Source organism: Kitasatospora sp. NPDC059160 (genome assembly GCF_042755465.1).
GTDB lineage: Bacteria > Actinomycetota > Actinomycetes > Streptomycetales > Streptomycetaceae > Kitasatospora.
Genome location: NZ_JBHZCN010000012.1, coordinates 70,159 through 90,777, shown reverse-complemented (window position 1 = coordinate 90,777; position 20,619 = coordinate 70,159). Strand labels below are relative to the sequence as shown.

The window sequence follows — 20,619 nt, the reverse complement described above, 5'->3', positions numbered from 1 at the left end:
CATGACCAGTGTTCCCATGACCGGTGCCCCGACCTTCGCCGTCGTCCCCGGCGCCCAGGTGCACGAGGCTCTGCACGGCCACGAGCAGGACGTCATCGCCACCGTCGAGGCCGCCCGGCTGGCCGACGCCCGCGGCGAACGCCCGCGCCGGGTCGGCTTCTTCGGGGTCGGCCTGATCGCCCGCTACCTCCACACCTACCTCGCCGCCAACGGCTTCGACTTCACCGAGGCCGGCGTCCACGACCTCTCCGCCGACCACGCCCACGGCTTCGCCGACTACCTGCGCCGGGCCGAGGGCGAGGACCTGGCCGTCACCGTCCACGAGAAGCCCGAGGACCTGGTCCGCTCCGCCGACCTGGTCGTCTTCGCCACCGTGGCCGGCGAACCGCACGTGACGGACCCGGCCTGGTTCGCCCACCACCCGCTCGTGCTGCACATCTCGCTGCGCGACCTCTCCCCGGAGATCGTCCTCGACTCCTGGAACGTGGTCGACGACATCGACCACTGCCTCAAGGCCGGCACCTCTCCGCACCTGGCCGAACAGCGCGTCGGCCACCGCGCGTTCGTGGCCGGCACGCTGTACGACGTGCTCACCGGCACGATCACCCCGCCCGCCGACCGCACGGTGGTCTTCTCCCCGTTCGGCCTCGGCGTGCTCGACCTGGCCGTCGCCAAGCACGTCCACGACCAGGTCCTGGCGGCGGGCCGGCTGCACACCGTCCCCGACTTCTTCCACGAGCTCAAGCGCTACGGCTGACCCCGCCCCTCCCTCCTTCCCCCGACCCTCCTCCACCCTCCTCCCTCTCCCCCACCCTCCTTCAGCGGCACGTCAGTTGAGCGTCAGCCGCCGCGGCGGAGAATCACCCCATGAGATCCTTTGCCACCCTGGCCGAGTTCACCGAGGCGACCGGCGAGCACCTCGGCTACAGCGACTGGCTGGTCGTCACCCAGGAGAGCGTCGACCGGTTCGCCGGCGCGACCGGCGACCTCCAGTGGATCCACGTGGACCCGGAACGCGCGGCCACCGGCCCCTTCGGCACCACCATCGTCCACGGCTACCTGACGCTCGGCCTGCTGCCGGCGATGATGCGCGCCATCTTCGCGATCGAGTCCGTCACCATGGGCGTCAACTTCGGCCTGGACAAGGTGCGTTTCCCGCACCCGGTGAAGGTCGGCGCCCGGGTCCGCGGCGGCGCCCGGGTGACCAGCGTGCGCGAGACACCGGCCGGCCACCTGGCCGCGGTGCGGATGACCGTGGAGATCGAGGGCGAGACCCGCGCGGCCTGCGTCGCCGACACCCTCTCCCTCTTCCTCGCCACCCCGAAGGCGTCTCCCCAAGAGGGGAGTTAGTACCACCGCGTCCCGCACCCCACCGCCCCAGAATGGTCCCCACGGCCACCACGGCCGGGAGCAGCACGCAGGCACCAGAGAGGAGCGCGTCCATGGACCGCACGATGCAGCTCGGGCCCGACCCGGCACCGGTCGAGATCAGGGGCTTCTCCGCTTCCGCCGGACTCACCGGACTCCGGCGCGCGTTGACGCTCTGCTGGCTCTCCGTCTCCGCCTTCGGCCGGTCCCTCGGACTCACCACCGCGATCTCCCTGGTCGGCCCCGGCCTCGGCCTGGTGCCCCGGGCGATGCAGCGGGTCCGTGCCCTGGCGGCCCGTCAGCGCGGCCTGGCCGAGGACTGGTCGGGCGTCCGGATCCCGGGCCCGCCCGGACCGCTGCCGCCCGTCCCCGAGGGCGCCTCCGGGGCGATCGCCCGCTACCGCTGGATCATGAGCGACCCGCAGACCCGCCGGGAGTTCGCCTGGATCCTCACCGACCCGATCGCCGGCGGCCTGCTCGCCTTCGGCCCGATCGCCCTGGTGCTCAGCGGCCTCTGGGGGATCTTCCTGGCCTTCTTCGGCGTCCCGCTGTCCACCGAGTGGGACGGCCTCTGGTACCAGTTCATCCCGATCGACGGCCAGGCCACCGCCGTCCTGGCCGGTGTCCTCGGCCTGCTCCAACTCCCGCTCGCCCTCTGGACGGCGCCCCGCGCGGTGCGCCGGCACGCCCTCCACACCCGCTCGATGCTCGCCCCGAGCGAGCAGGAGCTGATGGCCAGCCGGATCGAGCACCTCACCACCACCCGCAGCACCGCGGTGGACACCCAGATGGCCGAGATCCGCCGGATCGAGCGCGACCTCCACGACGGCGCCCAGGCCCGCCTGGTCGCGATGGGCATGACCCTGGACGCCGCCGAGCACCTCCTGGAGACCAACCCGGACGCCGTCCGCGCCCTGCTGATCGAGGCCCGGGAGTCCTCCTCCAAGGCCCTGGAGGAGATCCGCAACCTGGTCCGCGGCATCCACCCGCCGGTCCTCGCCGACCGCGGACTGGCCGACGCCGTCCGGGCGTTGGCGATGGTCTGCCCGGTCCCCACCGAGGTCGCGGTCGACCTCCCCGGCCGCCCCGAGATGCCCGTCGAGTCCGCCGCCTACTTCGCCATCTCGGAGATCCTCACCAACGTCTCCAAGCACTCGCACGCGGACCGCGCCTGGATCGACATTCGCTACGATCACGGCATGCTGCGCGTCACCGTCACGGACACCGGCCGCGGCGGAGCCGACGCCACCCGCGGCACCGGCCTGCGCGGCATCGAACGACGGCTCGCCACCTTCGACGGCGTCCTCGCCGTCAGCAGCCCCGTCAACGGCCCCACCATGGTCACCATGGAGCTCCCGTGCGCATTGTCCTCGCCGAAGACCACTTCCTCCTGAGGGACGGCCTGATCCGCCTCCTCCAGGCCTACGGCCACGAGGTGACCGCCGCCGTCGACAACGGCGCCGACCTCCTCCGCGCCCTCACCGACCACCAGCCGGACGTCGCCGTCGTCGACGTCCGGCTCCCCCCCAACTTCACCGACGAGGGCCTGCGCGCCGTCCTCACCGCCCGCCGCACCACCCCAGCCCTCCCCGTCCTCCTCCTCTCCCAGTACGTCGAACCCCTCTACGCCCGCGAACTCCTCGCCAGCGGCGGCCGCGGCGTCGGCTACATGCTCAAGGACCGCGTCACCAACGGCTCCCAGTTCCTCGACTCCATCCGCCGCGTCGCCGACGGCGGCACCGCCATGGACCCCGAGGTCATCTCCCAACTCCTCATCCGCAAGGAACGCGACGAATCCGTCGCCGCCCTCTCCACCCGCGAACGCGAAGTCCTCGAATGGCTCGCCCAGGGCCGCTCCAACGCCGGCATCGCCCAGGGCCTCTTCATCACCGAGAAGGCCGTCGCCAAACACATCAGCAACATCTTCACCAAGCTCAACCTCCTCCCCACCGACACCGACAACCGCCGCGTCCTCGCCGTCCTCACCTACCTCGACCAATAACCCCCGGCACCCGCGCACCGGTCCTGCCCCCAGGCCGAGAAAAGGCAAAAGCCCCAGGTCACGGCGAGTGAGTCCTGGGGCTTCTACAGAGCCGCCTGCGGGATTCGAACCCGCGACCTACGCATTACGAGTGCGTTGCTCTGGCCAACTGAGCTAAGGCGGCACCGCTGCCATGTGTGGTGGCAACGCGGGTCAGTCTACACAGGTTCGCAGGTGATCCGTAGCCGGGGCGGTGGGGCCGGGGTGGGGCCGGGGTGGGGCCGGGGTGGGGGTGCCGCGGCGGGTGGACGGTTTTCGCTTCGGTCGATCGCTGGTACGACGTTACGATGAGCGCCCCCCTGCCAGCCCCCTCCCCACTCCCGGAGCCACCGTGTTCGGTGTCAACGACCTGGCGACGTACGTCCTCGGCGCCCTCGTCATCATTCTGCTGCCCGGCCCCAACTCGCTGTACGTGCTGTCGGTCGCCGCCCGCAAGGGCGTCCGGACCGGGTACCGGGCCGCGGCGGGGGTGTTCGTCGGCGACCTCACGTTGATCAGCCTGACCTCGTTGGGGGCGGCCTCGCTGTTGAAGGCCAATCCGGCGGTGTTCGCGGTGGTGAAGTTCGGCGGTGCCGCGTACCTGCTGTGGATCGGCTTCGGGATGCTGCGGGCGGCCCGCCAGCTGTGGCGCGAGCACCGGGCCGAGGCCGATCCGGCGGGCGGTGCGGAGGCGGTGGAGGAGGCGGGTGAGCGGCCGTTCCGGCGGGCGCTGGTGATCAGCCTGCTGAACCCGAAGGCGATCCTGTTCCTGCTGTCGTTCTTCACCCAGTTCGTCGACCCGTCCTACGGGCAGCCGGTGCTCTCCTTCGCGCTGCTGGGCGGGATCCTGCAGACCTTCAGCATGCTGTACCTCTCGCTGCTGATATTCGCGGGCACCACGCTCGCGACGGCCTTCCGTCGCCGCCGGCGCCTGTCCGCGACCCTGACCAGCGGTGTCGCCGTCCTGTTCGCGGGCTTCGCCGCGAAGCTGGCGGTCTCCTCCGCCTGAGCGGAGGCCCGGCCGGCGGCTCCCCGGGGCCACCCGGGGCCACCCGGGGCTACCGGTCGCAGCGCTTGCCCTGGTCCGGCGCCTCCCCGGTGAGCAGGAAGCGGTTGACCGCGCCGTCGACGCAGCTGCTGCGCCGCCCGTACGCGGTGTGGCCGTCGCCGTCGTAGGTGAGCAGGCGGCCGGATTCCAGCTGTCCGGTGAGGGATCGGGCCCACGCGTAGGGGGTGGCCGGGTCGCGGGTGGTGCCGATGACGACGATCGGGGCGGCGCCGGCGGCCCGGATGGTGTGGGCCGCGCCGGTGGCCCGGACGGGCCAGTAGGCGCAGGTCAGGGCCATCCAGGCCATGTCGCGGCCGAAGTGCGGCGAGGCGCGTTCGAAGTCCGGCACCGCCCGCTGGACGTCCTCGGGCGAGCGGAACGGCGCGGGCAGGTCGAGGCAGTTGACCGCCGTGTTGGCGAACATCAGGTTGGGGTAGGAGCCGTCCGCCTCGCGCCCGTAGTAGGCGTCGGAGAGCTTGAGCAGCCCGGTGCCGTCGCCGGCCCTGGCGTCGGTGAGCGCGGTGCGCAGCTTGGGCCAGAGGAACTCGGCGTACATGGCCTGGACGACGCCGGTGGTGGCCTGGGCCTCGGTGAGCCGGCGCCCGTTGTCGGTGCTGGGCAGCGGGTGGGCGTGGACGGTCGCGAGCAGGGCGGTGAGCTGGTCGCCGACCTGCTGTCCGGTGCGGCCGAGCGGGCAGTCCTCGCGCTTGGCGCAGTCCTCGGCGAAGGCGGTCCAGGCGGTCTCGAAGCCGCCGGCCTGGGTGCGGTTGCCGGTGACGGAGTCGAGCGCCGGGTCCATGGCGCCGTCCAGCACCACCCGCCCGACCCGGGTCGGGAACAGGCCCGCGTAGGTGGCGCCGAGGAAGGTGCCGTACGACTTTCCGACGAAGTTGAGCCGCTCGTCGCCGAGCAGGGCGCGCAGCACGTCCATGTCGCGGGCGGACTCGACGGTGCTGAGGTGGCCGAGCGCGGTCCCGGCCTGCCTGCGGCAGCCCTCGGCGAACTCCTTGTCGACGGCGACCAGCGCGTCGACCGCCCCCTGGTCGCCGGGAGCCAGATCGGCGGCGGTGAAGGCGTCCATCCGCTCGCCGTTCAGGCAGCTGACCGGGTTGCTGCGGCCGACCCCCCGCGGGTCGAGGCCGACTAGGTCGTACCGGGCGCGCACCGTGCGGTCGTACGTCCCGGCGACGGCCTCCAGGTACTCGACCGCCGAGCCGCCGGGGCCGCCCGGGTTGAGCAGCAGCGAGCCCGCCCGGGGGGTGTCGCCGGCGGCGCCGGCGCCGCCGGGGTCGTCGGGCAGGGCGGCGGCGCGGGCGGCCGCGAGGGTGAGCTCACCGTCACCGGGGTGGTCGTAGTCCATCGGGACCCGGAAGGTGGCGCACTCGAAGCCGCCGTCGCACGACTGCCAGGCCGGGTGCTGGGCGTAGTACGGCGCGAGCGCGGCGGGGACGGCGGCGGGCAGCGGCTCCAAGGGGGTGGCTCCGACGCCGGCACCGTCACCGTCACCACCACCGGGCCGCGCACCCGCACCCGCGTCCGAGCCCGCGCCCGTACCCGCGTCCGCCCCCGCAGCCGTCGAGTCGGAGGAGGCCTGTCCGGGCACACCGGAGGCGCCGGACCCACCCGCCGGCCCCGAGGAACCCCGGCCGCACCCGCCCGCCGAGGCCGCCAGCAGCCCGACCGCGAGCACCACCGCAACCGCCCGCAACCGCGCGGAGCCCCTCATCCGTCTCCTCCCAACCCACCAGTCCGAGAAACGTACGGGAACGAAGGAACACCGCTGCCCGGTACCCACCCCGGGCACCGGGCAGCGTAACGCCGGCTCGGCCGGCGCTCACGGCGCCTCCACCAGCGTCGCTCAGGAAGCCTTGGCCAGCGCCTCGGCCAGGAACTGTGCCGCCTGACGGACCAGTCGCAGCCGCTCCCGGTCGGCCGAGTAGTCCTGCACGTTGTCCGAGATCCGCACCTCGGCCTTGGCCGCCGGGCCCGGAGCGGCCTTGAGCGAGGCCTGCAGCTTGCGGGCCGCGTCGAGCCCGGCGGCGTCGCCCTTGGCGGCGGCGAGCAGCAGCTTGGCCGAGCTGCCCGCCGGGGCCTCGGCGCCGGTCTGGGTGAGCGCGGCGGTGTCGTAGCGGCCGGAGACGGCGGCGGCGGCGCCGTACAGGTCCGGGCGGGAGAGCCCGGCCGCGGCGGCGCACGGCGCGCCGCCGTCGACCCCGAGGGTGCCCCAGGAGGCCGGGCCGGGCTGGAGGGTGCGGAAGGAGGCGGCGATGGTGGTGCGCAGGGCCGCGTCGTCGGCGACGGCGGCCGGGGCGGCGGCGACCAGTTCGCAGGGGTGCGCGGTGCCGTTCGGCGCCTCGGGGGCGACCAGGATGAACGGACGGGCGCGGCCGGCCTGCAGGGCGGCGCCGACGCCCTCGAAGACGTCCGGGACCTCGGCGTCGGCGGTCTTGCCCGGGGTGGCGGCGTGCATCACGACGACCGGGAAGCGCGCGTTGGGCTCCTTGGCGTACTGCGCGGGCAGCCAGACCCGGACGTTGCGCGGCTTCCCGTCGGGGCCGAGCACGGCGGACTGCAGCAGTTCGCCGCCGCCCGGGTGCCCCACGCTGTCGAAGCGGCTGACCACGGCGGGGGCGGCCGCCGACGCCGAGGCACCCGCCGCACCCGCACCCGCCGCACCTGCCGCACCCGACGCACCCGCCGCACCCGCGGCCGGCTCGGTGGCGACGGGCGGCGCCGCCTGCTGCCGGCCCGCCGTCCCCGGCGCGGAGCCCGACCAGGCCCCGGCCGCGGCCGCGTCGACAGCCGATTCGGTCCGGTCCGTCGAGGACGGGCCGTGCCCGAGACCACCGAACGCCCCGAGCGCGGTGAGCAGCGTCAACGCGGTGACGCACACCCCGCAGACCATCGCCCCTCCCGCCCGGACCAGCATCGGCCACCGGTCGCCCGCCAGTTCGTAGGTCGCGGCGGACTGCAGGTCGCGCCAGCGCTGGAGCGCACCACGCGCCAGCCAGAGTCCGCCGATGGCGGCAGCCAGCAGGGGAATGACGAGGAGCGGACGAACCACGGAACGCACCACCTCGGGACGAGGGCCGGCGCCGGACCGGACCCGGTGCCGTGCGGGGGGCGACCGCTCCGGCGGCGGGCCCTCCCGACGGGGAGGACCGGGGTACGGCCGGGGCACAGTCGGCCCCCAGCGTGCACAACGGGCACGCCGTCACACGCGGGTGTGCCCGGCGAGTATCGCCCGTTCACTCGAAGGTGGGACGCCGGACCGACCCCCGGCACCTCCGGGCGGCGTACGGCCCCTGCCCCACCGCCGTCCGCACGGCCGCAGAGCCACACCAGCTGACGACCTGACGAGCCGACAACCCGACAGCCGCTCAACCGCCCCCGACCGGGACGCCCCTCAGCCCGCCCGCAGCGCCATCGTCATCGCCTCGACCGCGAGCAGCGGGTCCACGTTGCGGTCCAGCGCCACCCGGCAGGCGAGCACCGCCTCGATCCGGCGCAGGGTGTTCTCGGCCGTCCCGTCCCGGGCGACCCGGTCGAGCGCCTGCCGCTGGTCCTCGTTGGCGAGCACACCGGTGGAGCCGAGCTGGATCGCCAGCACGTCCCGGTAGAACCCGAGCAGGTCGAGCAGCGCGACCCCGAGCGTCTCCCGGCGGGTGCGGGTGGCTCGGCTCTTCTGCCGCTTCTCCAGCTCCTTGACGGCCCCGGCCATGCCGCGCGGCGCCTTGCTGCCCTCGGCGGCGCCGTAGGCGGCCTTGAGGTCGTCGGTCTCCTTGGTGTCCTGGGTCTCGGCGAGGGCCTCGGCGTCCGCCTTGGCGGTGTCGACCAGGCGCTGGGCGGCGGTCAGGCAGCCGCCGATGTCGGCGACCTCCAGCGGGATCCGCAGCACCTCGGCCCGGCGGGTGCGGGCCTGCTCGTCCACGGCGAGGCGGCGGGTGCGTTCGATGTCGCCCTGGCCGGCGAGCGCGGCGAGCCGGGCGGTCTCCGGGTCGACGCCGTCACGGCCGACCAGCATGTCGGCGACCGCCTCGGCGGCAGGCGTGCGCAGCACCAGCAGGCGGCAGCGCGAGCGGATGGTCGGCAGCACGTCCTGGACGGAGGGGGCGCACAGCAGCCAGACGGTGCGCGGGGAGGGCTCCTCCACGCCCTTGAGCAGAGCGTTGGCGGCGGCCTCGGTGAGCCGGTGGGCCGCGTCCACCAGGATCACCGACCAGCGGCCGCCGGTCGGGTAGCTGGAGGCGCGCAGGACCAGGTCGCGCATGTCGCCGACGCCGATGGACAGGCCGTCCGTCCGCACGTACTTGACGTCGGCGTGGCTGCCGGCCAGCACGGTGTGGCAGCCGTCGCAGAACCCGCAGCCGGGCGTGCCGCCCAGCGCGAGGTCGGGGCTGGTGCACTGGAGGGCGGCGGCGAAGGCGCGCGCGGCGGTGACCTGCCCGGCGCCGGGCGGGCCGGTGAACAGCCAGGCGTGCGTCATCAGGGAGGCGTTCCCGCCCTGGTCGGCGGCGGCGCCGCGACCGGCCTCGACCGTCGCCCCGGCCGCCCGGGCCGCGGCGGTCAGCTGTTCGACCACCCGATCCTGGCCCACCAGGTCGTCCCAGACGGCCACTGCTGCTCCCAAGCTCCGTACGGCAGCGCGCCAGGCGCCGATTCCCCGCCGTCGAGCATACGTCTCCGCTCCGACAGCCACTGCTCCGTCCGAGGCGCACCGGGCCGCGAACGACGGCCGAACCGCCGCCGCCCCGCCCCGCACCCCCGCCGAGCCCACGGCCGAACTCACAGCCGAACTCACGGCCGAACCCACGGCCGACAGCCGCGCGCCCCGGGTACGACGACGGGCGGTGCCACCCCGGGGCTCCCCCGGTGCGACACCGCCCGTCCTCCAACCGGCCGTCGGACCTCCCGGCCAGCGCTGCTCAGCTGCGTCGGCCCCAGCGGCGGCTCTTGCCCTTGTCCTTGCCCTTGCCGCCGTCCTCGCCGCGGTCGTCCCCGCCACCGCGGCCGGGGTCGGCCCGGTCTCCGCCGTGCTCCCAGTGCGCCCACTCGTCCCGCGAGCCGAGCAGCGTGTCGGTGAGGCTCGGCAGGTCGTCCATCGGCGTCTCCTCGGCCCAGTCCGGCCTCGGCCGCTCGGCGGTGGACTGCGACTCGCCGGACTGTGACTCGCCGGCCTGCGGAACCACCGGCAGCTCACGGGTACTGTCCACCGGCTCGCCGGGACGCCCCGGACCGACCCGCGGCAGCACCGCCGTCTCGTCCACGGCGGGAACCCTCGGCAGCACGGCCGTCTCGTCCACCGCAGGCACCTTCGGCAGCACCGCGGTCTCGTCGACGGCCGGCACCTTCGGCAGCCGGGTGGTCGCCTCAACAGCCTCAACAGCCTCAGCCGCCCTCGCGGCCTTAGCGGCCTCAACAGCCTCAGCCGCCCGGACGGCCGCCTGCCGGTCCTGCGGCGTCAGCTCCCGCGTCGCCTCGTCGCCGAGGCCGCCCGCCGCGTCCCGAGAAGTGTCCCGAGGCGCGTCCCGAGGCTCGTCCCGAGGCGTGTCCCGAACCGCCCGGAGCTCCGCCGTCGCCGCCGCACCGGCCCGGTCCGCAGCCGTCTGCGCCGCAGCAGCCGCAGCCGCGAGCGCGGCGGCCTGCGCCAGCCGGGCCTCCTCGGCCCGCTGCAGCGCCTCCTCCGCCCGGCGCCGCTGCTCCTCGCGCGCCAGCTCCCGCTGCCGCTGGAGCTCGGCCTGGGCGGCCGCCTCGTCGGCGATCCGCTTCCGTTCGGCGGCCTCCGCCGCCAGCCGGACCTCTTCCTCCGCCCGACGGCGAGCCTCTTCCTCGGCCCGGCGACGGGCTTCCTGCTCGGCCCGGCGGCGGGCCTCCTCCTCGGCCTTGCGCCGCGCCTCGGCGGCGACCCGCTCGGCCTCCTCCTTGGCGAGCCGCTCCTGCTCGGCCTGCTCGGCCCGCAGCTGCGCCAGCACCTCCTGGCGCTTGCGCTCGGCGGCCTCCTCCTCGGCCTTCCTGCGGGCCTCCTCGGCAGCGCGCCGCTCGGCCTCCTCCTTGGCCAACCGCTCCTGCTCGGCGCGGGCGGCCTTCTCCTGCTCGGAGAGCGGCAGCTCGCGGTCGAGCCGGTGGCGGATGGCGGTGGTGACGAAGCCGGGGGCCTGGCTGCCGTCCACCACCAGGTAGCGCGCCGGGTCGGCGGCCGCGAGGGCGAGGAAGCCGGCCCGGACCCGCTGGTGGAACTCGGTGGGCTCGGACTCCAGCCGGTCGAGCGCCTCGGTGAAGCGCTGCCGGGCCCGGGTCGGGTCGACGTCCAGCACCACGGTGAGGTCGGGCAGCAGTCCGCCGGTCGCCCAGCGGGAGATCCGGGCGACCTCGGTGGCGGCCAGGTCGCGCCCGGCGCCCTGGTAGGCGATGGAGGAGTCCATGTACCGGTCGGTGATCACCACGGCGCCGCGGGCGAGGGCCGGCCGGATGACGTTCTCGACGTGCTCCGCGCGGTCGGCCGCGTAGATCAGCGCCTCGGCGCGGTGCGACAGGCCGGTGTTGCCGACGTCCAGGACGAGGCCGCGCAGCCGCTGGCCGACCGGGCTGCCGCCGGGCTCGCGGGTGAGCACGACCTCGTGCCCCTTGCCGCGGATCCACTCGGCGAGTGCCTGGGCCTGGGTGGACTTGCCGGCGCCGTCGCCGCCCTCCAGGGCGATGAAGAAGCCGGTGCCGGCGCCCCGGTGCGGCACCGGGCCGCTGCCGCCGCGGACGGCGTCGACCAGGTCCCGGCCGAACGGCACGGTGCCGCGCCGGTCGTCGGTGCGCAGCAGCACGACGGCGGCGAGGACGAGGGTGAGCAGCCCCGCGGTGGCGACGGCGAGGGCGCCGCCGCCGTGGATGAAGGTGAACGAGCCGGGCTCGACGGTGCCGTACTCGACGTCCCCGTACCCGGCGGCGATCAGCGGGACGACGACCAGCGCGGCGGCGACCACGGCCCGCAGCACCGCGTACAGGTGCTCGGTGACCTTGGACAGCCGGGCCTCCTCGACCTCCTGGGCGAGCAGGCCCCGCCCGGCGGAGACGACGATCCCGGCGGCCAGTCCGGCCAGCACGGTGAGCAGCAGGACCAGCACGAAGTCCAGCACCAGCCCGGCCAGGATCAGCGCGACGCCCTCGGCGAGCAGCGCCAGCGCGAGCAGCCGGCGGCGGGAGAGCGAGGGCAGGGTGGCCCGGGTGAGCCGGGTGCCCAGCGCCGGGGCACTGGCCGCGGCGAGCACGACCAGGCCGTAGCCGATCGGTCCGGCCCGGTGCTCGGCGGCGGTGAGCAGCGCCAGGGCGGCGACGCCCGCCATCGAGGCGTAGCCGGCCGCGACGGCGAAGGTGAAGTACGGGGCGCTGCCGGTGCGGCCCTTGCCCAGGGCGGGGCCGGGGGTCGCGTCGGTCGGGGCGCGCAGGCCGGTCAGCGGCGAGTGCGGGGCGACGGCCACGGGGCCGCCGGGCAGCTGCTGGAGGTGGCCGCAGACGGCCGCGGCGGTGAACAGGCCGGCCGCGCCGAGCGCCGCGAAGGTCAGCTGGTGGGCGCGCAGCCAGTCCGAGCCGAGCGCCGCACCGACGTTGTTGACCAGGGTGAACGCGACCAGGCCGAGGGCGCCGAGCGGCACGGTGACCCAGCCGGTGAACCGGTCGATGCTCCGGACGGTGTCCAGGTTGGCGGCGGCCGGCCGCCGCTCGGCGGCCGGGGCGTACGGGTTGGCCGGCGGCAGCAGGCCGGGGACGGCGACGGCCCTGGCGATCCCCCGGACCCGCTCGGCCGCACCGGTGAGGAACACGGTGGCGAGCAGCACGTAGCCGGCCCCGCCGGAGGGCCGGGGGCCGGAGCCCAGCCAGACCGTCCACCAGGGCGCGAGCCCGATCAGCAGGGCGCTCAGCGCGTCGGCGCCGACCAGCGTCCAGCGCCGGTCGAGCTTGCCGGCGACCAGCTGGTGCACCGGCTCCAGCAGCGCCACGCCGACCAGCCCGGTGGCCGCCACCCGGGCGGCGAGGACGGCCGCCACGGCGAAGGCGAGGCTGCGCGGCAGGTCGCCGAACTGCCCGCCCTGGGCGACGGCGATCACGGTGAGCGCGAGCAGCACCAGCAGCCCGAGCCGGTCGGCGGTGCCGCCGATCAGCTGGGTGGTCCACAGGCGCCGGTAGGGCCTGGTCCGCAGCAGCGCCCGGGCCCGGTCCACCGGGGTGCCGGCGGGCGCGACCTCGGGCAGGTCGGGCCCGGTGGCTCCGGCGGCCGGGGCGGCGCTGGGGGTGGGCTGCTCCTCGCTCGTCATACGGTCAGCGTAGCGGGCTGGGCTTTGCCGGATTGAGACGAAGGGGGTTCCGGTTCGCCCTCATCACCGGCCTGTGACGATCCCTGCACAGAGCTCGAGCCCGTCCCCGCACAGAGCTCGGGCCCGCGCCCCCTGGTGGGGGACACGGGCCCGGTGCCGCCGTCGAGCTGCCGTCGAGCTGCCGCCCGACGGATCAGCCCCGTCGGATCAGCCCTCGTCGGTGGTGGCGGTGGTCTTGGCGGCCGCGGTCTTCTTCGCGGCCGTCTTCTTCGCCGCCGCCGTCTTGGTGGTGGTCGTCTTCTTCGCCGCCGTCTTCTTGGCGGCGGTCTTGGTCGCCGTCGCCTTGGCGGTGGTCGTCTTCTTGGCCGCGGCCTTCTTCGCCGGGGCCTTCTTCGCCACCTTCTTCACCGGCCCGCGCGCCCGCTTCTCGGCGAGCAGCTCGTAGCCGCGCTCCGGCGTGATGGTCTCGACCTCGTCGTCCTTGCGCAGCGTGGCGTTGGTCTCGCCGTCGGTCACGTACGGGCCGAAGCGGCCGTCCTTGACCACCACCGGGCGCTCGGAGACCGGGTCGGTGCCCAGCTCCTTGAGCGGCGGGGCGGCCGCGGCGCGACCGCGCTGCTTGGGCTGGGCGTAGATCGCCAGCGCCTCGTCGAGGGTGATGGTGAAGAGCTGGTCCTCGCTGGTGAGCGAGCGCGAGTCGGTGCCGCGCTTGAGGTACGGGCCGTAGCGGCCGTTCTGCGCGGTGATCTCGGCGCCCTCGGCGTCGGTGCCGACCACGCGCGGCAGCGAGAGCAGCCGCAGCGCGTCCTCCAGGGTGACGGTGTCCAGCGCCATGGTCTTGAACAGCGAGGCGGTGCGCGGCTTGACGGCGTTCTTGCCGGTCTTGGGCGTGCCCTCGGGCAGGATCTCGGTCACGTACGGGCCGTAGCGGCCGTCCTTGGCGACCAGCATGTTGCCGCTGACCGGGTCCGGGCCGAGCTCGAAGTCGCCGCTGGGCTTGGCCAGCAGCTCCTCGGCCAGCTCGACGGTCAGCTCGTCCGGCGGCAGCTCGTCCGGGATGTCGGCGCGCTGGCCGGGCTCGCCCTCGACGGCGGAGGCGCGCTCGACGTACGGGCCGTAGCGGCCGACCCGCAGGGTGATGTCGTCGCTGATCCGGAACGAGCTGATCTCCCGGGCGTCGATCGCGCCGAGGTCGGTGACCAGTTCCTTCAGGCCGCCCAGGTGGTCGCCGTCGCCGTTGCCGGCCTCGGCGGCACCGCCGGCCGCGCCCTCGCCCTCACCGAAGTAGAAGCGCTTGAGCCACGGCACGGACTTCGCCTCACCGGCGGCGATCCGGTCGAGGTCGTCCTCCATCCTCGCGGTGAAGTCGTAGTCGACCAGCCGGCCGAAGTGCTTCTCCAGCAGGTTGACCACGGCGAAGGAGAGGAAGGACGGGACGAGCGCCGTGCCCTTCTTGAACACGTACCGGCGCTGGATGATCGTGTCGATGATCGACGCGTAGGTGGAGGGGCGGCCGATCTCGCGGTCCTCCAGCTCCTTGACCAGCGAGGCCTCGGTGTAGCGGGCCGGCGGCTTGGTGGCGTGGCCCTCCGGGGTGATCCGCTCGGCGGCCAGCGGGTCGCCCTGGGCGACCTGCGGCAGCCGGCGTTCGCGGTCGTCGAGCTCGGCGTTCGGGTCGTCGGCGCCCTCGACGTAGGCCTTGAGGAAGCCGTGGAAGGTGATGATCTTGCCGGAGGCGGAGAACTCGACGTCCCGCCCGTCGGCGGAGGCGCCACCGACCCGGACGGTGACGGACTGGCCGACCGCGTCCTTCATCTGGGAGGCGACGGTGCGCATCCAGATCAGCTCGTACAGCCGGAAGTCGTCGCCGCTCAGACCGGTCTCGGCGGGGGTGCGGAAGCGGTCGCCGGAGGGGCGGACGGCCTCGTGCGCCTCCTGGGCGTTCTTGACCTTGCTGGCGTAGGTGCGCGGGGCGTCCGGCAGGTAGTCGGCGCCGTACAGCTGGGTGACCTGCACGCGGGCGGCGGTGACGGCCGTCTCCGACAGCGTGGTCGAGTCGGTACGCATGTAGGTGATGAAGCCGTTCTCGTACAGCTTCTGGGCCACCTGCATGGTCCGCTTGGCACCGAAGCCCAGCTTGCGGCTGGCCTCCTGCTGGAGCGTGGTGGTGCGGAACGGCGCGTACGGCGAGCGGCGGTACGGCTTGGACTCGACGCTGCGGACGCTGAACGCGGTCTGCTCCAGGGCGGCGGCCAGCTGACGCGCGGCCTGCTCGTCCAGGTGCAGGGTGTTGGTGCTGCCGGCCTTGAGCCGGCCGTCCGAACCGAAGTCGCGGCCGCTGGCGATCCGCTTGCCGTCGACCGAGGCCAGCCGGGCGCCGAAGGTCTCCGGGTTGGCGGCGTCGGCCGGGGTGCGGCCGGTGCCGAAGGTGCCGACCAGGTCCCAGTACGAGGCGGTGTGGAAAGCCATCCGCTCACGCTCGCGCTCGACCACCAGACGGGTCGCCACGGACTGCACCCGGCCCGCCGACAGCTTCGGCATGACCTTCTTCCACAGCACCGGCGAAACCTCGAAGCCGTAGAGGCGGTCGAGGATGCGGCGGGTCTCCTGGGCGTCGACCAGGCGCTGGTTCAGCTCGCGCGGGTTGGCCACGGCCTCCTGGATCGCCGTCTTGGTGATCTCGTGGAACACCATCCGGTGCACCGGCACCTTGGGCTTGAGGACCTGCTGGAGGTGCCACGCGATGGCCTCGCCCTCGCGGTCCTCATCGGTGGCCAGGAAGAGTTCGTCGGACTCCGCCAGGAGCGACTTCAACTTGCTGACCTGGGACTTCTTGTCCGCGTTGACCACGTAGATCGGAGCGAAGTCGTGATCGACGTCCACTCCGAGGCGGCGCACCTCGCCGGTGTACTTGTCCGGCACCTCGGCCGCGGTGCTGGGCAGGTCGCGGATGTGCCCGACGCTCGCCTCGACGATGTAGCCGGGGCCCAGGTAGCCCTTGATCGTCTTCGCCTTGGCCGGCGACTCGACAATGACGAGTCGCTGTCCGTGCGCGGTCTCGCTGCTCGGGGACACCTTCGCTCTTCTCTCCCGGTCCTTATGTGGCTGGTCGGCGCTGGCAGCACGGGCTGCGCTCCGCCCGACCCCTCCACCGTCCCGGGGTCGCCGCTGCACGACACCCCACCAGCGGAGTGTGACCGTACCCCGGCCACCCTTGTCAAACGGACGGATCCCGCTGTTTCGCTTGCCGCGCTCACCGACGCCACTCGAACGGTAACCCGATGACGGAGGTTCGCGCCCCGTGGAGGGGGGCTTCGGCAGGTTCCGGAGGATGGAATGACGGATTTCAAGATCTGTCAACGGAAAATCGGCGCGCATGCGGTATGGCGCTCTCCGGATCGCGCTGGACCCGGCCGCCGGACGACAGCCGACGGACCGCCGGATCCGGCCGACGGACCCTGACACCGGGTCCGGCCGACCGACCGAGGGGCTGCTCGCCCCCTCAGCGGCCGATCGCCGCCAGCAGCCCGGCTCCCGCCCCCAGGCACGCCACCCCCAGGGCGCACCAGAGCAGGTCGACGACCGCCGCCCGGCCGATCTCCCCGGCCGCCAGCACCGCCCGGCGGGGGCGGTCCGGGTCGTAGCAGATCCGCACCGGGGCTCCGGGCGCGAACCGCTCCGGACGGCGCAGCGGGGTGTGCCCGCGCGGCCGGGTGAGCACGAGTTCCGCGATCCGGCCGGAACCGGAGCCGGAGCCCGGCCCGGCCCCGCCGACCGTCGGCGGCACGGAGAAGGAGAGCAGCGGCGCGCTGTCCAGCTGGCCGTGCACGTCCCTCTCGGCGACGACCGTCGCCACCACCGGAACCCCCGAGCGGCGCACCCGGTGGCGAAGGCGCACTTCGGCGGCGCACCAGAGCAGCAGCGCGCCACCGAAGAGGGCGAGCACCAGCCCGCCGACGGTCGCCGTCGTCGTGTCCACCCCTGGCCCCCGGCTCCCCAACTCTGTCCACAGCCTGTGGACAGAGCCTCACAGCACCCGACCAACGGCGGGCAGCCGGACGGGGACCACCGGACGAACCAGGGGGGACGGGAGGGTGAACCGGAAGGTGCCGGAGCGGCGTTCTACCGGACGGGGCCGGAGTACGGCACGGCACCACGCCACACGGCACGGCCCCGCACGGCACGGCACCGCACGGCACCGCACCGGACCTCACCGCACCGGGTCGATGAACCCCTGCTCGGTCAGCAGCCGGAGCGACTCCGGCACCCGGTCCCGCAGCACCACCCGGTCCTCGCCCAGCAGGTGCGCGATGGCGTCCACGATCTCGCCCGCCGAGAGCGTGCCGTCGCACACCCCGACGAACCCGGCGCCGACCGTGTCCACCTTGGTGGCCCGCCGCATGCCCCGGTTGTGTCGCAGCACCACGTGCTCCGGGTCCTCCGCCCCCGGCGCACCGACCTGCTCCTGGACCACCTCGTCGGCCAGCACGTAGCGGGCCGCGAGCAGGCCCGCGTCGTCGTGCGAGCGCAGGAAGTCCTGCCGGTCGAACCACGCGTCGATGTGCGGACCGAGCGGCTGCTCCACCGGGTGCGGCCACTCCTCCACCCGCACGGTCGGACGCTCGGCGCCGCCCGCCCGCAGGGTGATCCAGCCCATCCCGATGCCCTCGACCCGGCCCGCCTCGAAGGCGTCCAGCCACTCGCCGTACCGGGCCTGGTAGTCGCCGCCCGGGCCGCGGTGGTCACCGCCGTCGCGCAGCCACAACTCGGCGTACTGGGCCACGTCCTGGACCTCGCGCTGGACCACCCAGGCGTCCAGTCCGGTGCCCGCCACCCAGCCGGCCAGCCGCTCCTGCCAGTCCTCGCCCCTGACGTGCTGCCAGTTGGCGAGCAACTGGCAGTAGCCGCCCGGCTCCAGGTGCTCGGCGGCCGACCGCACCAGGCTGCGGCACAGGTCGTCCCCGGCCATGCCGCCGTCACGGTAGGTGAACCGGCCGCCGGGCGAGATCACGAACGGCGGGTTGGAGACGATCAGGTCGAACTTCCGCTCCCCGACCGGCTCGAAGAGGCTGCCGGTGAACACCTCGGTGGCGTCGAACCCGGACAGCGCCAGGGTCAGTTCGGTGAACCGCAGGGCACGCGGGTTGAGGTCGGTGGCGGTGACGCTCCCGGCGTGCCGGGCCGCGTGCAGCGCCTGCACGCCGGAGCCCGAACCGAGGTCCAGCGCCGCCCGGACGGGACGGCGCACGGTGATGTTGGCCAGCGTGGTGGACGCCCCGCCGACCCCCAGCACCAGGTCCTTGCGGGCCACCCCGTGCGCGGTCTCACCGGAGCCGATCCCGCCCGCGCCACCGACCGCGCACCCCAGGTCGGACACCACCCAGGCGTCCGAACTGGGCATCCCGGAAACCTCGTTGGCGTACGGCCGGACGTCCACGGTGGCGCGCACCAGGTCCCCATCCGGGCGCAGCCAGCCGTCCGCCAGGCAGTCCTCCACCGGCAGCGCGGCGGCGGCCGCCCGGTACGGCACCGGCTGCTGCAGCAGGAAGAGCCGCACCAGGGTCTCCAGCGGGCTGCCGCCCCGCGTCGCGCGCAGCGCCGGGACGGCCTCACTGCGGGCCAACGCCGCGTAGCCGGTGGGCCCCAGGAGGTCCAGGCACCCATCGGCGGTGAACGAGGCGGCCAGCAGCGCCTCGCGCAGCTTGGCCAGGCGGGTCGGGTCGAGAACGGGGCTACTGATCACCCCGCCATTGTCCCCCGCCTCACCCCGCCCCTGCCCCACCGGCCCGCCGACCCCACCGGGAGCGCAGGCCCGGCCCCACGCCCCCGCCGACGGCCGGAGCGCCCCACCGGGCGCACCGGGACGTCGGGCAGGGCCTCCGGAAGCCGGGACGCCGGACAGGACCTCGGCTCAGCTCGCGCTGGGTGCCGGCGTCGCCGGGGCCGAGGACGAAGCCGGGGCCGCCGGGGTGGTGGCGCCCGCCGAGGGGGCGGCCGCCGGGCTCGCGCTGTCCGTCCCGCCCGGCGCGGGGCTGCCGCTGGGGGCACCCGCCGAGGAGGTGGCACTGGCGCTCGGGCTGCCGCCCGCACCGGGGGTGGCCGTGGAGCCACCGGCACTGCCGCTCGCCCCGGCACCCGGGGTGGCCTGGGAGGGCTTGCACCCCTCCTGCTTGGCCATCGCCTTGCCGAGGTCGCCGCTGCCCAGCTTGCTCTGCGCCTGGGTGGACAGCGAGGACAGCCGGCGCAACTGGTCGCCGACGCTGTTCAGCCCGTCCGCGAACTTCGCCTGGTCGTCGATGGCCAGGGCGTCCAGCTTCTTCTGGACGTCCAGGTAGCCGTCGGCCGCCTTCTTCAACTCGTCGACGGTGTCCTTCTGCAGCGCGGCACCGTTGTCCACCTTGGGCGCACCGGCCGCGTCGATCGCGGCCGCGATGTCCTGGTTGGTCTTGCCCAGTCGCCCGATGTCCGCCGACAGCCGCTTCCGCAGGTCGGTCGGGGACTCACCGGTCTTCACCTGGGCGGTGTCGGCGAGCGCGACCTGTGCCTGGGCGATCGGGTCCTTGGCCGCGCCGCAGACGTTCGACGCCCAGGAGTCCAGCTGCTTGCTGTTGTCGTCGCCGCCGCAGCCGACGGCGCCGAACGCGAGCAGCACGCCGAGGGCGGGTACGGCCAGCAGTCGCTTGTTCACCGGGAGGAGCCTTTCGGTTTCGGTCGTCTTCGGTCGTCGAACCTACACGGCCGTCACCGCCCGTCCGGTTCCCGGCTGCCCGGCTCCCGCCCCACGCAGGACGCCCGGCCCCCGCCCGACGCCCACGGCTCCTCCCCGACGCTCAGGCCCGCTCGACCCGGATCGGATCGCCCGGCCGCACGGTGCTCAGCACCCGGGCATCGCCGTCCAGCAGGCCGAGGACGTTGCAGGGACCGGCCAGTCGGCACTCGCCGTCGTGCGAGATCGGGGTCGGTCCGTACGGCAGCGCGAGGCTGTCGCCGTCGGTCCAGTACGCGACCGTGCCCGGCTCGACCACCTGCCGGGCACCGTCCTCGCGCGGCACGCTCACGGGCGTGCCGAAGTAGACCTCCTCGCCCCAGGTGGAGGCCGTGGAACTGATCGGCAGCTCGGCCCAGAGCGCTTCGGTGGTGGGGGTGGCCGCCAGCGTGGCGGTGGCCTGCCCGGCCGGCCACAGGATGCGGATCCGCATGTGCTTCCTCTTCCGCGACGAGGTCCGGTCGATGACCGGACCCGGTCGTGCCGGAAGCAGCGAACCGCCGGGCCGCACACCTTGTCAACGGGCGTCCGGAACGTGGGCGTCCGGAGTACGGGCGTCCGGAACGTGGGCGCCCGCAGGCACAGCCGGGTGACGTCAGACCGCGACGGAGGGCACCGAAACCGGCCAGCTCATCCGGATCACGCCGCCGTCGGCGCCGTTGGTGACCTCCAGGTCCTCGACCAGGCCGGTGATCACGGCGAGTCCCAGGGTGTCCTCGTCCGGGTCGCCGCCCTCGGCGGCACCGGCGGCCGGGACCGCGGCGGGGCCCGCCTCGTCTTCGACCTCGATGAGGAAACGCTTCTCCTGGTCGGTCAAAGCGACCCGCACCGTGCCGCCGATCCCACCACGCTGGTGCAGACCGACCGCACGGGAGCACGCCTCACCGACCGCGAGCCGTACCTCGTCGAGCACCGACTCGTCGACCCCGGCCCGTCTGGCGACGGCCGCGGCGACCAGCCTGGCCGTCCGCACGTGCTCGGGAAGCGCGCTGAATCGAAGTTCGACGGTTGCCATCTCTCCCCCTCGGGGTACTCCGACCGGGGCCGACAGCGCGGCCCCGCGGACCGGCTGGACCGGCCCTGAGACGCCCGGGGAACGGGGGCCGCACAGGCC

14 protein-coding genes, 1 tRNA gene and 1 pseudogene are annotated in these 20,619 nt (G+C 74.5%); 5 read left to right on the top strand and 11 right to left on the bottom strand.

Annotated features, from left to right (window positions below):
• Window positions 1-97: 97 nt before the first annotated feature.
• The 4 genes and pseudogenes from ACFXOZ_RS07660 to ACFXOZ_RS07645 all read left to right on the top strand — a co-directional run.
• Window positions 98-757, top strand: a pseudogene (locus tag ACFXOZ_RS07660) (2,3-diaminopropionate biosynthesis protein SbnB); the annotation flags it as partial.
• A 110-nt stretch (window positions 758-867) separates the two neighbouring features.
• Window positions 868-1,350 carry a MaoC family dehydratase gene (locus ACFXOZ_RS07655; RefSeq protein WP_380588313.1) on the top strand — a complete coding sequence of 161 codons (483 nt, stop codon included), beginning with the start codon at window positions 868-870 and terminating at the stop codon, window positions 1,348-1,350.
• 92 nt (window positions 1,351-1,442) lie between these two features.
• Window positions 1,443-2,762, top strand: a complete 1,320-nt coding sequence (locus tag ACFXOZ_RS07650) for a histidine kinase (protein ID WP_375887551.1) — start codon at window positions 1,443-1,445, stop codon at window positions 2,760-2,762.
• Window positions 2,726-3,370 (top strand): LuxR C-terminal-related transcriptional regulator, encoded by a 645-nt coding sequence (locus ACFXOZ_RS07645; RefSeq protein WP_380588310.1) that lies wholly within the window; start codon window positions 2,726-2,728, stop codon window positions 3,368-3,370. Before ACFXOZ_RS07650 ends, ACFXOZ_RS07645 begins: the two co-directional genes overlap by 37 nt.
• Window positions 3,371-3,459: 89 nt before the next feature.
• On the opposite strand, the gene ACFXOZ_RS07640 is transcribed toward ACFXOZ_RS07645, so the two are convergent.
• Window positions 3,460-3,533, bottom strand: a tRNA-Thr gene (locus tag ACFXOZ_RS07640).
• Between the two features lie 207 nt (window positions 3,534-3,740).
• Here ACFXOZ_RS07640 and leuE point away from each other — a divergent pair.
• The gene (gene leuE / locus ACFXOZ_RS07635) at window positions 3,741-4,397 is read left to right on the top strand and encodes a leucine efflux protein LeuE (protein WP_375887555.1); all 657 of its coding nucleotides are present in this window, start codon (window positions 3,741-3,743) and stop codon (window positions 4,395-4,397) included.
• Between the two features lie 49 nt (window positions 4,398-4,446).
• Here the strand turns inward: leuE and ACFXOZ_RS07630 are convergent, their stop codons facing one another.
• The 10 genes from ACFXOZ_RS07630 to ACFXOZ_RS07585 all read right to left on the bottom strand — a co-directional run bounded on the left by ACFXOZ_RS07630 (window position 4,447) and on the right by ACFXOZ_RS07585 (window position 20,520).
• A complete protein-coding gene (locus ACFXOZ_RS07630; RefSeq protein ID WP_380588307.1) occupies window positions 4,447-6,162 on the bottom strand; it encodes an alpha/beta hydrolase in 1,716 nt (571 codons plus the stop codon).
• 132 nt (window positions 6,163-6,294) lie between these two features.
• The gene (locus ACFXOZ_RS07625) at window positions 6,295-7,500 is read right to left on the bottom strand and encodes a hypothetical protein (RefSeq protein ID WP_380588305.1); all 1,206 of its coding nucleotides are present in this window, start codon (window positions 7,498-7,500) and stop codon (window positions 6,295-6,297) included.
• A gap of 342 nt (window positions 7,501-7,842) precedes the next feature.
• The gene (locus ACFXOZ_RS07620) at window positions 7,843-9,054 is read right to left on the bottom strand and encodes a DNA polymerase III subunit delta' (protein WP_375887698.1); all 1,212 of its coding nucleotides are present in this window, start codon (window positions 9,052-9,054) and stop codon (window positions 7,843-7,845) included.
• 307 nt (window positions 9,055-9,361) lie between these two features.
• The gene (tmk, locus tag ACFXOZ_RS07615) at window positions 9,362-12,739 is read right to left on the bottom strand and encodes a dTMP kinase (RefSeq protein ID WP_380588302.1); all 3,378 of its coding nucleotides are present in this window, start codon (window positions 12,737-12,739) and stop codon (window positions 9,362-9,364) included.
• A gap of 207 nt (window positions 12,740-12,946) precedes the next feature.
• Window positions 12,947-15,814: a type I DNA topoisomerase gene (gene topA / locus ACFXOZ_RS07610; RefSeq protein ID WP_380588300.1), complete on the bottom strand. Its 2,868-nt coding sequence runs from the start codon at window positions 15,812-15,814 to the stop codon at window positions 12,947-12,949.
• 427 nt (window positions 15,815-16,241) lie between these two features.
• Complete coding sequence (locus ACFXOZ_RS07605) at window positions 16,242-16,718, bottom strand: DUF3592 domain-containing protein (protein WP_375887567.1); 477 nt, start codon at window positions 16,716-16,718, stop codon at window positions 16,242-16,244.
• Between the two features lie 231 nt (window positions 16,719-16,949).
• Window positions 16,950-18,482: a methyltransferase gene (locus ACFXOZ_RS07600; RefSeq protein ID WP_375887568.1), complete on the bottom strand. Its 1,533-nt coding sequence runs from the start codon at window positions 18,480-18,482 to the stop codon at window positions 16,950-16,952.
• A 168-nt stretch (window positions 18,483-18,650) separates the two neighbouring features.
• A complete protein-coding gene (locus ACFXOZ_RS07595; protein WP_380588297.1) occupies window positions 18,651-19,427 on the bottom strand; it encodes a small secreted protein in 777 nt (258 codons plus the stop codon).
• Window positions 19,428-19,569: 142 nt separating this feature from the next.
• Window positions 19,570-19,938, bottom strand: coding sequence for a cyclophilin-like fold protein (locus ACFXOZ_RS07590; RefSeq protein WP_375887574.1), 369 nt, complete (start codon window positions 19,936-19,938; stop codon window positions 19,570-19,572).
• Window positions 19,939-20,100: 162 nt separating this feature from the next.
• On the bottom strand, window positions 20,101-20,520 hold the full coding sequence (locus ACFXOZ_RS07585; protein WP_375887576.1) for an ATP-binding protein: 420 nt from the start codon (window positions 20,518-20,520) through the stop codon (window positions 20,101-20,103).
• Window positions 20,521-20,619 lie beyond the last annotated feature (99 nt).

What these genes read in the sequence shown, in the direction of transcription:
- ACFXOZ_RS07650 (WP_375887551.1), top strand. Translation starts at nt 1,443, where the DNA reads ATGGACCGCACGATGCAGCTCGGGCCCGACCCGGCACCGGTCGAGATC.
- ACFXOZ_RS07630 (WP_380588307.1), bottom strand. Translation starts at nt 6,162, where the DNA reads ATGAGGGGCTCCGCGCGGTTGCGGGCGGTTGCGGTGGTGCTCGCGGTC.
- ACFXOZ_RS07585 (WP_375887576.1), bottom strand. Translation starts at nt 20,520, where the DNA reads ATGGCAACCGTCGAACTTCGATTCAGCGCGCTTCCCGAGCACGTGCGG.
- ACFXOZ_RS07655 (WP_380588313.1), top strand. Translation starts at nt 868, where the DNA reads ATGAGATCCTTTGCCACCCTGGCCGAGTTCACCGAGGCGACCGGCGAG.
- tmk (WP_380588302.1), bottom strand. Translation starts at nt 12,739, where the DNA reads ATGACGAGCGAGGAGCAGCCCACCCCCAGCGCCGCCCCGGCCGCCGGA.
- ACFXOZ_RS07590 (WP_375887574.1), bottom strand. Translation starts at nt 19,938, where the DNA reads ATGCGGATCCGCATCCTGTGGCCGGCCGGGCAGGCCACCGCCACGCTG.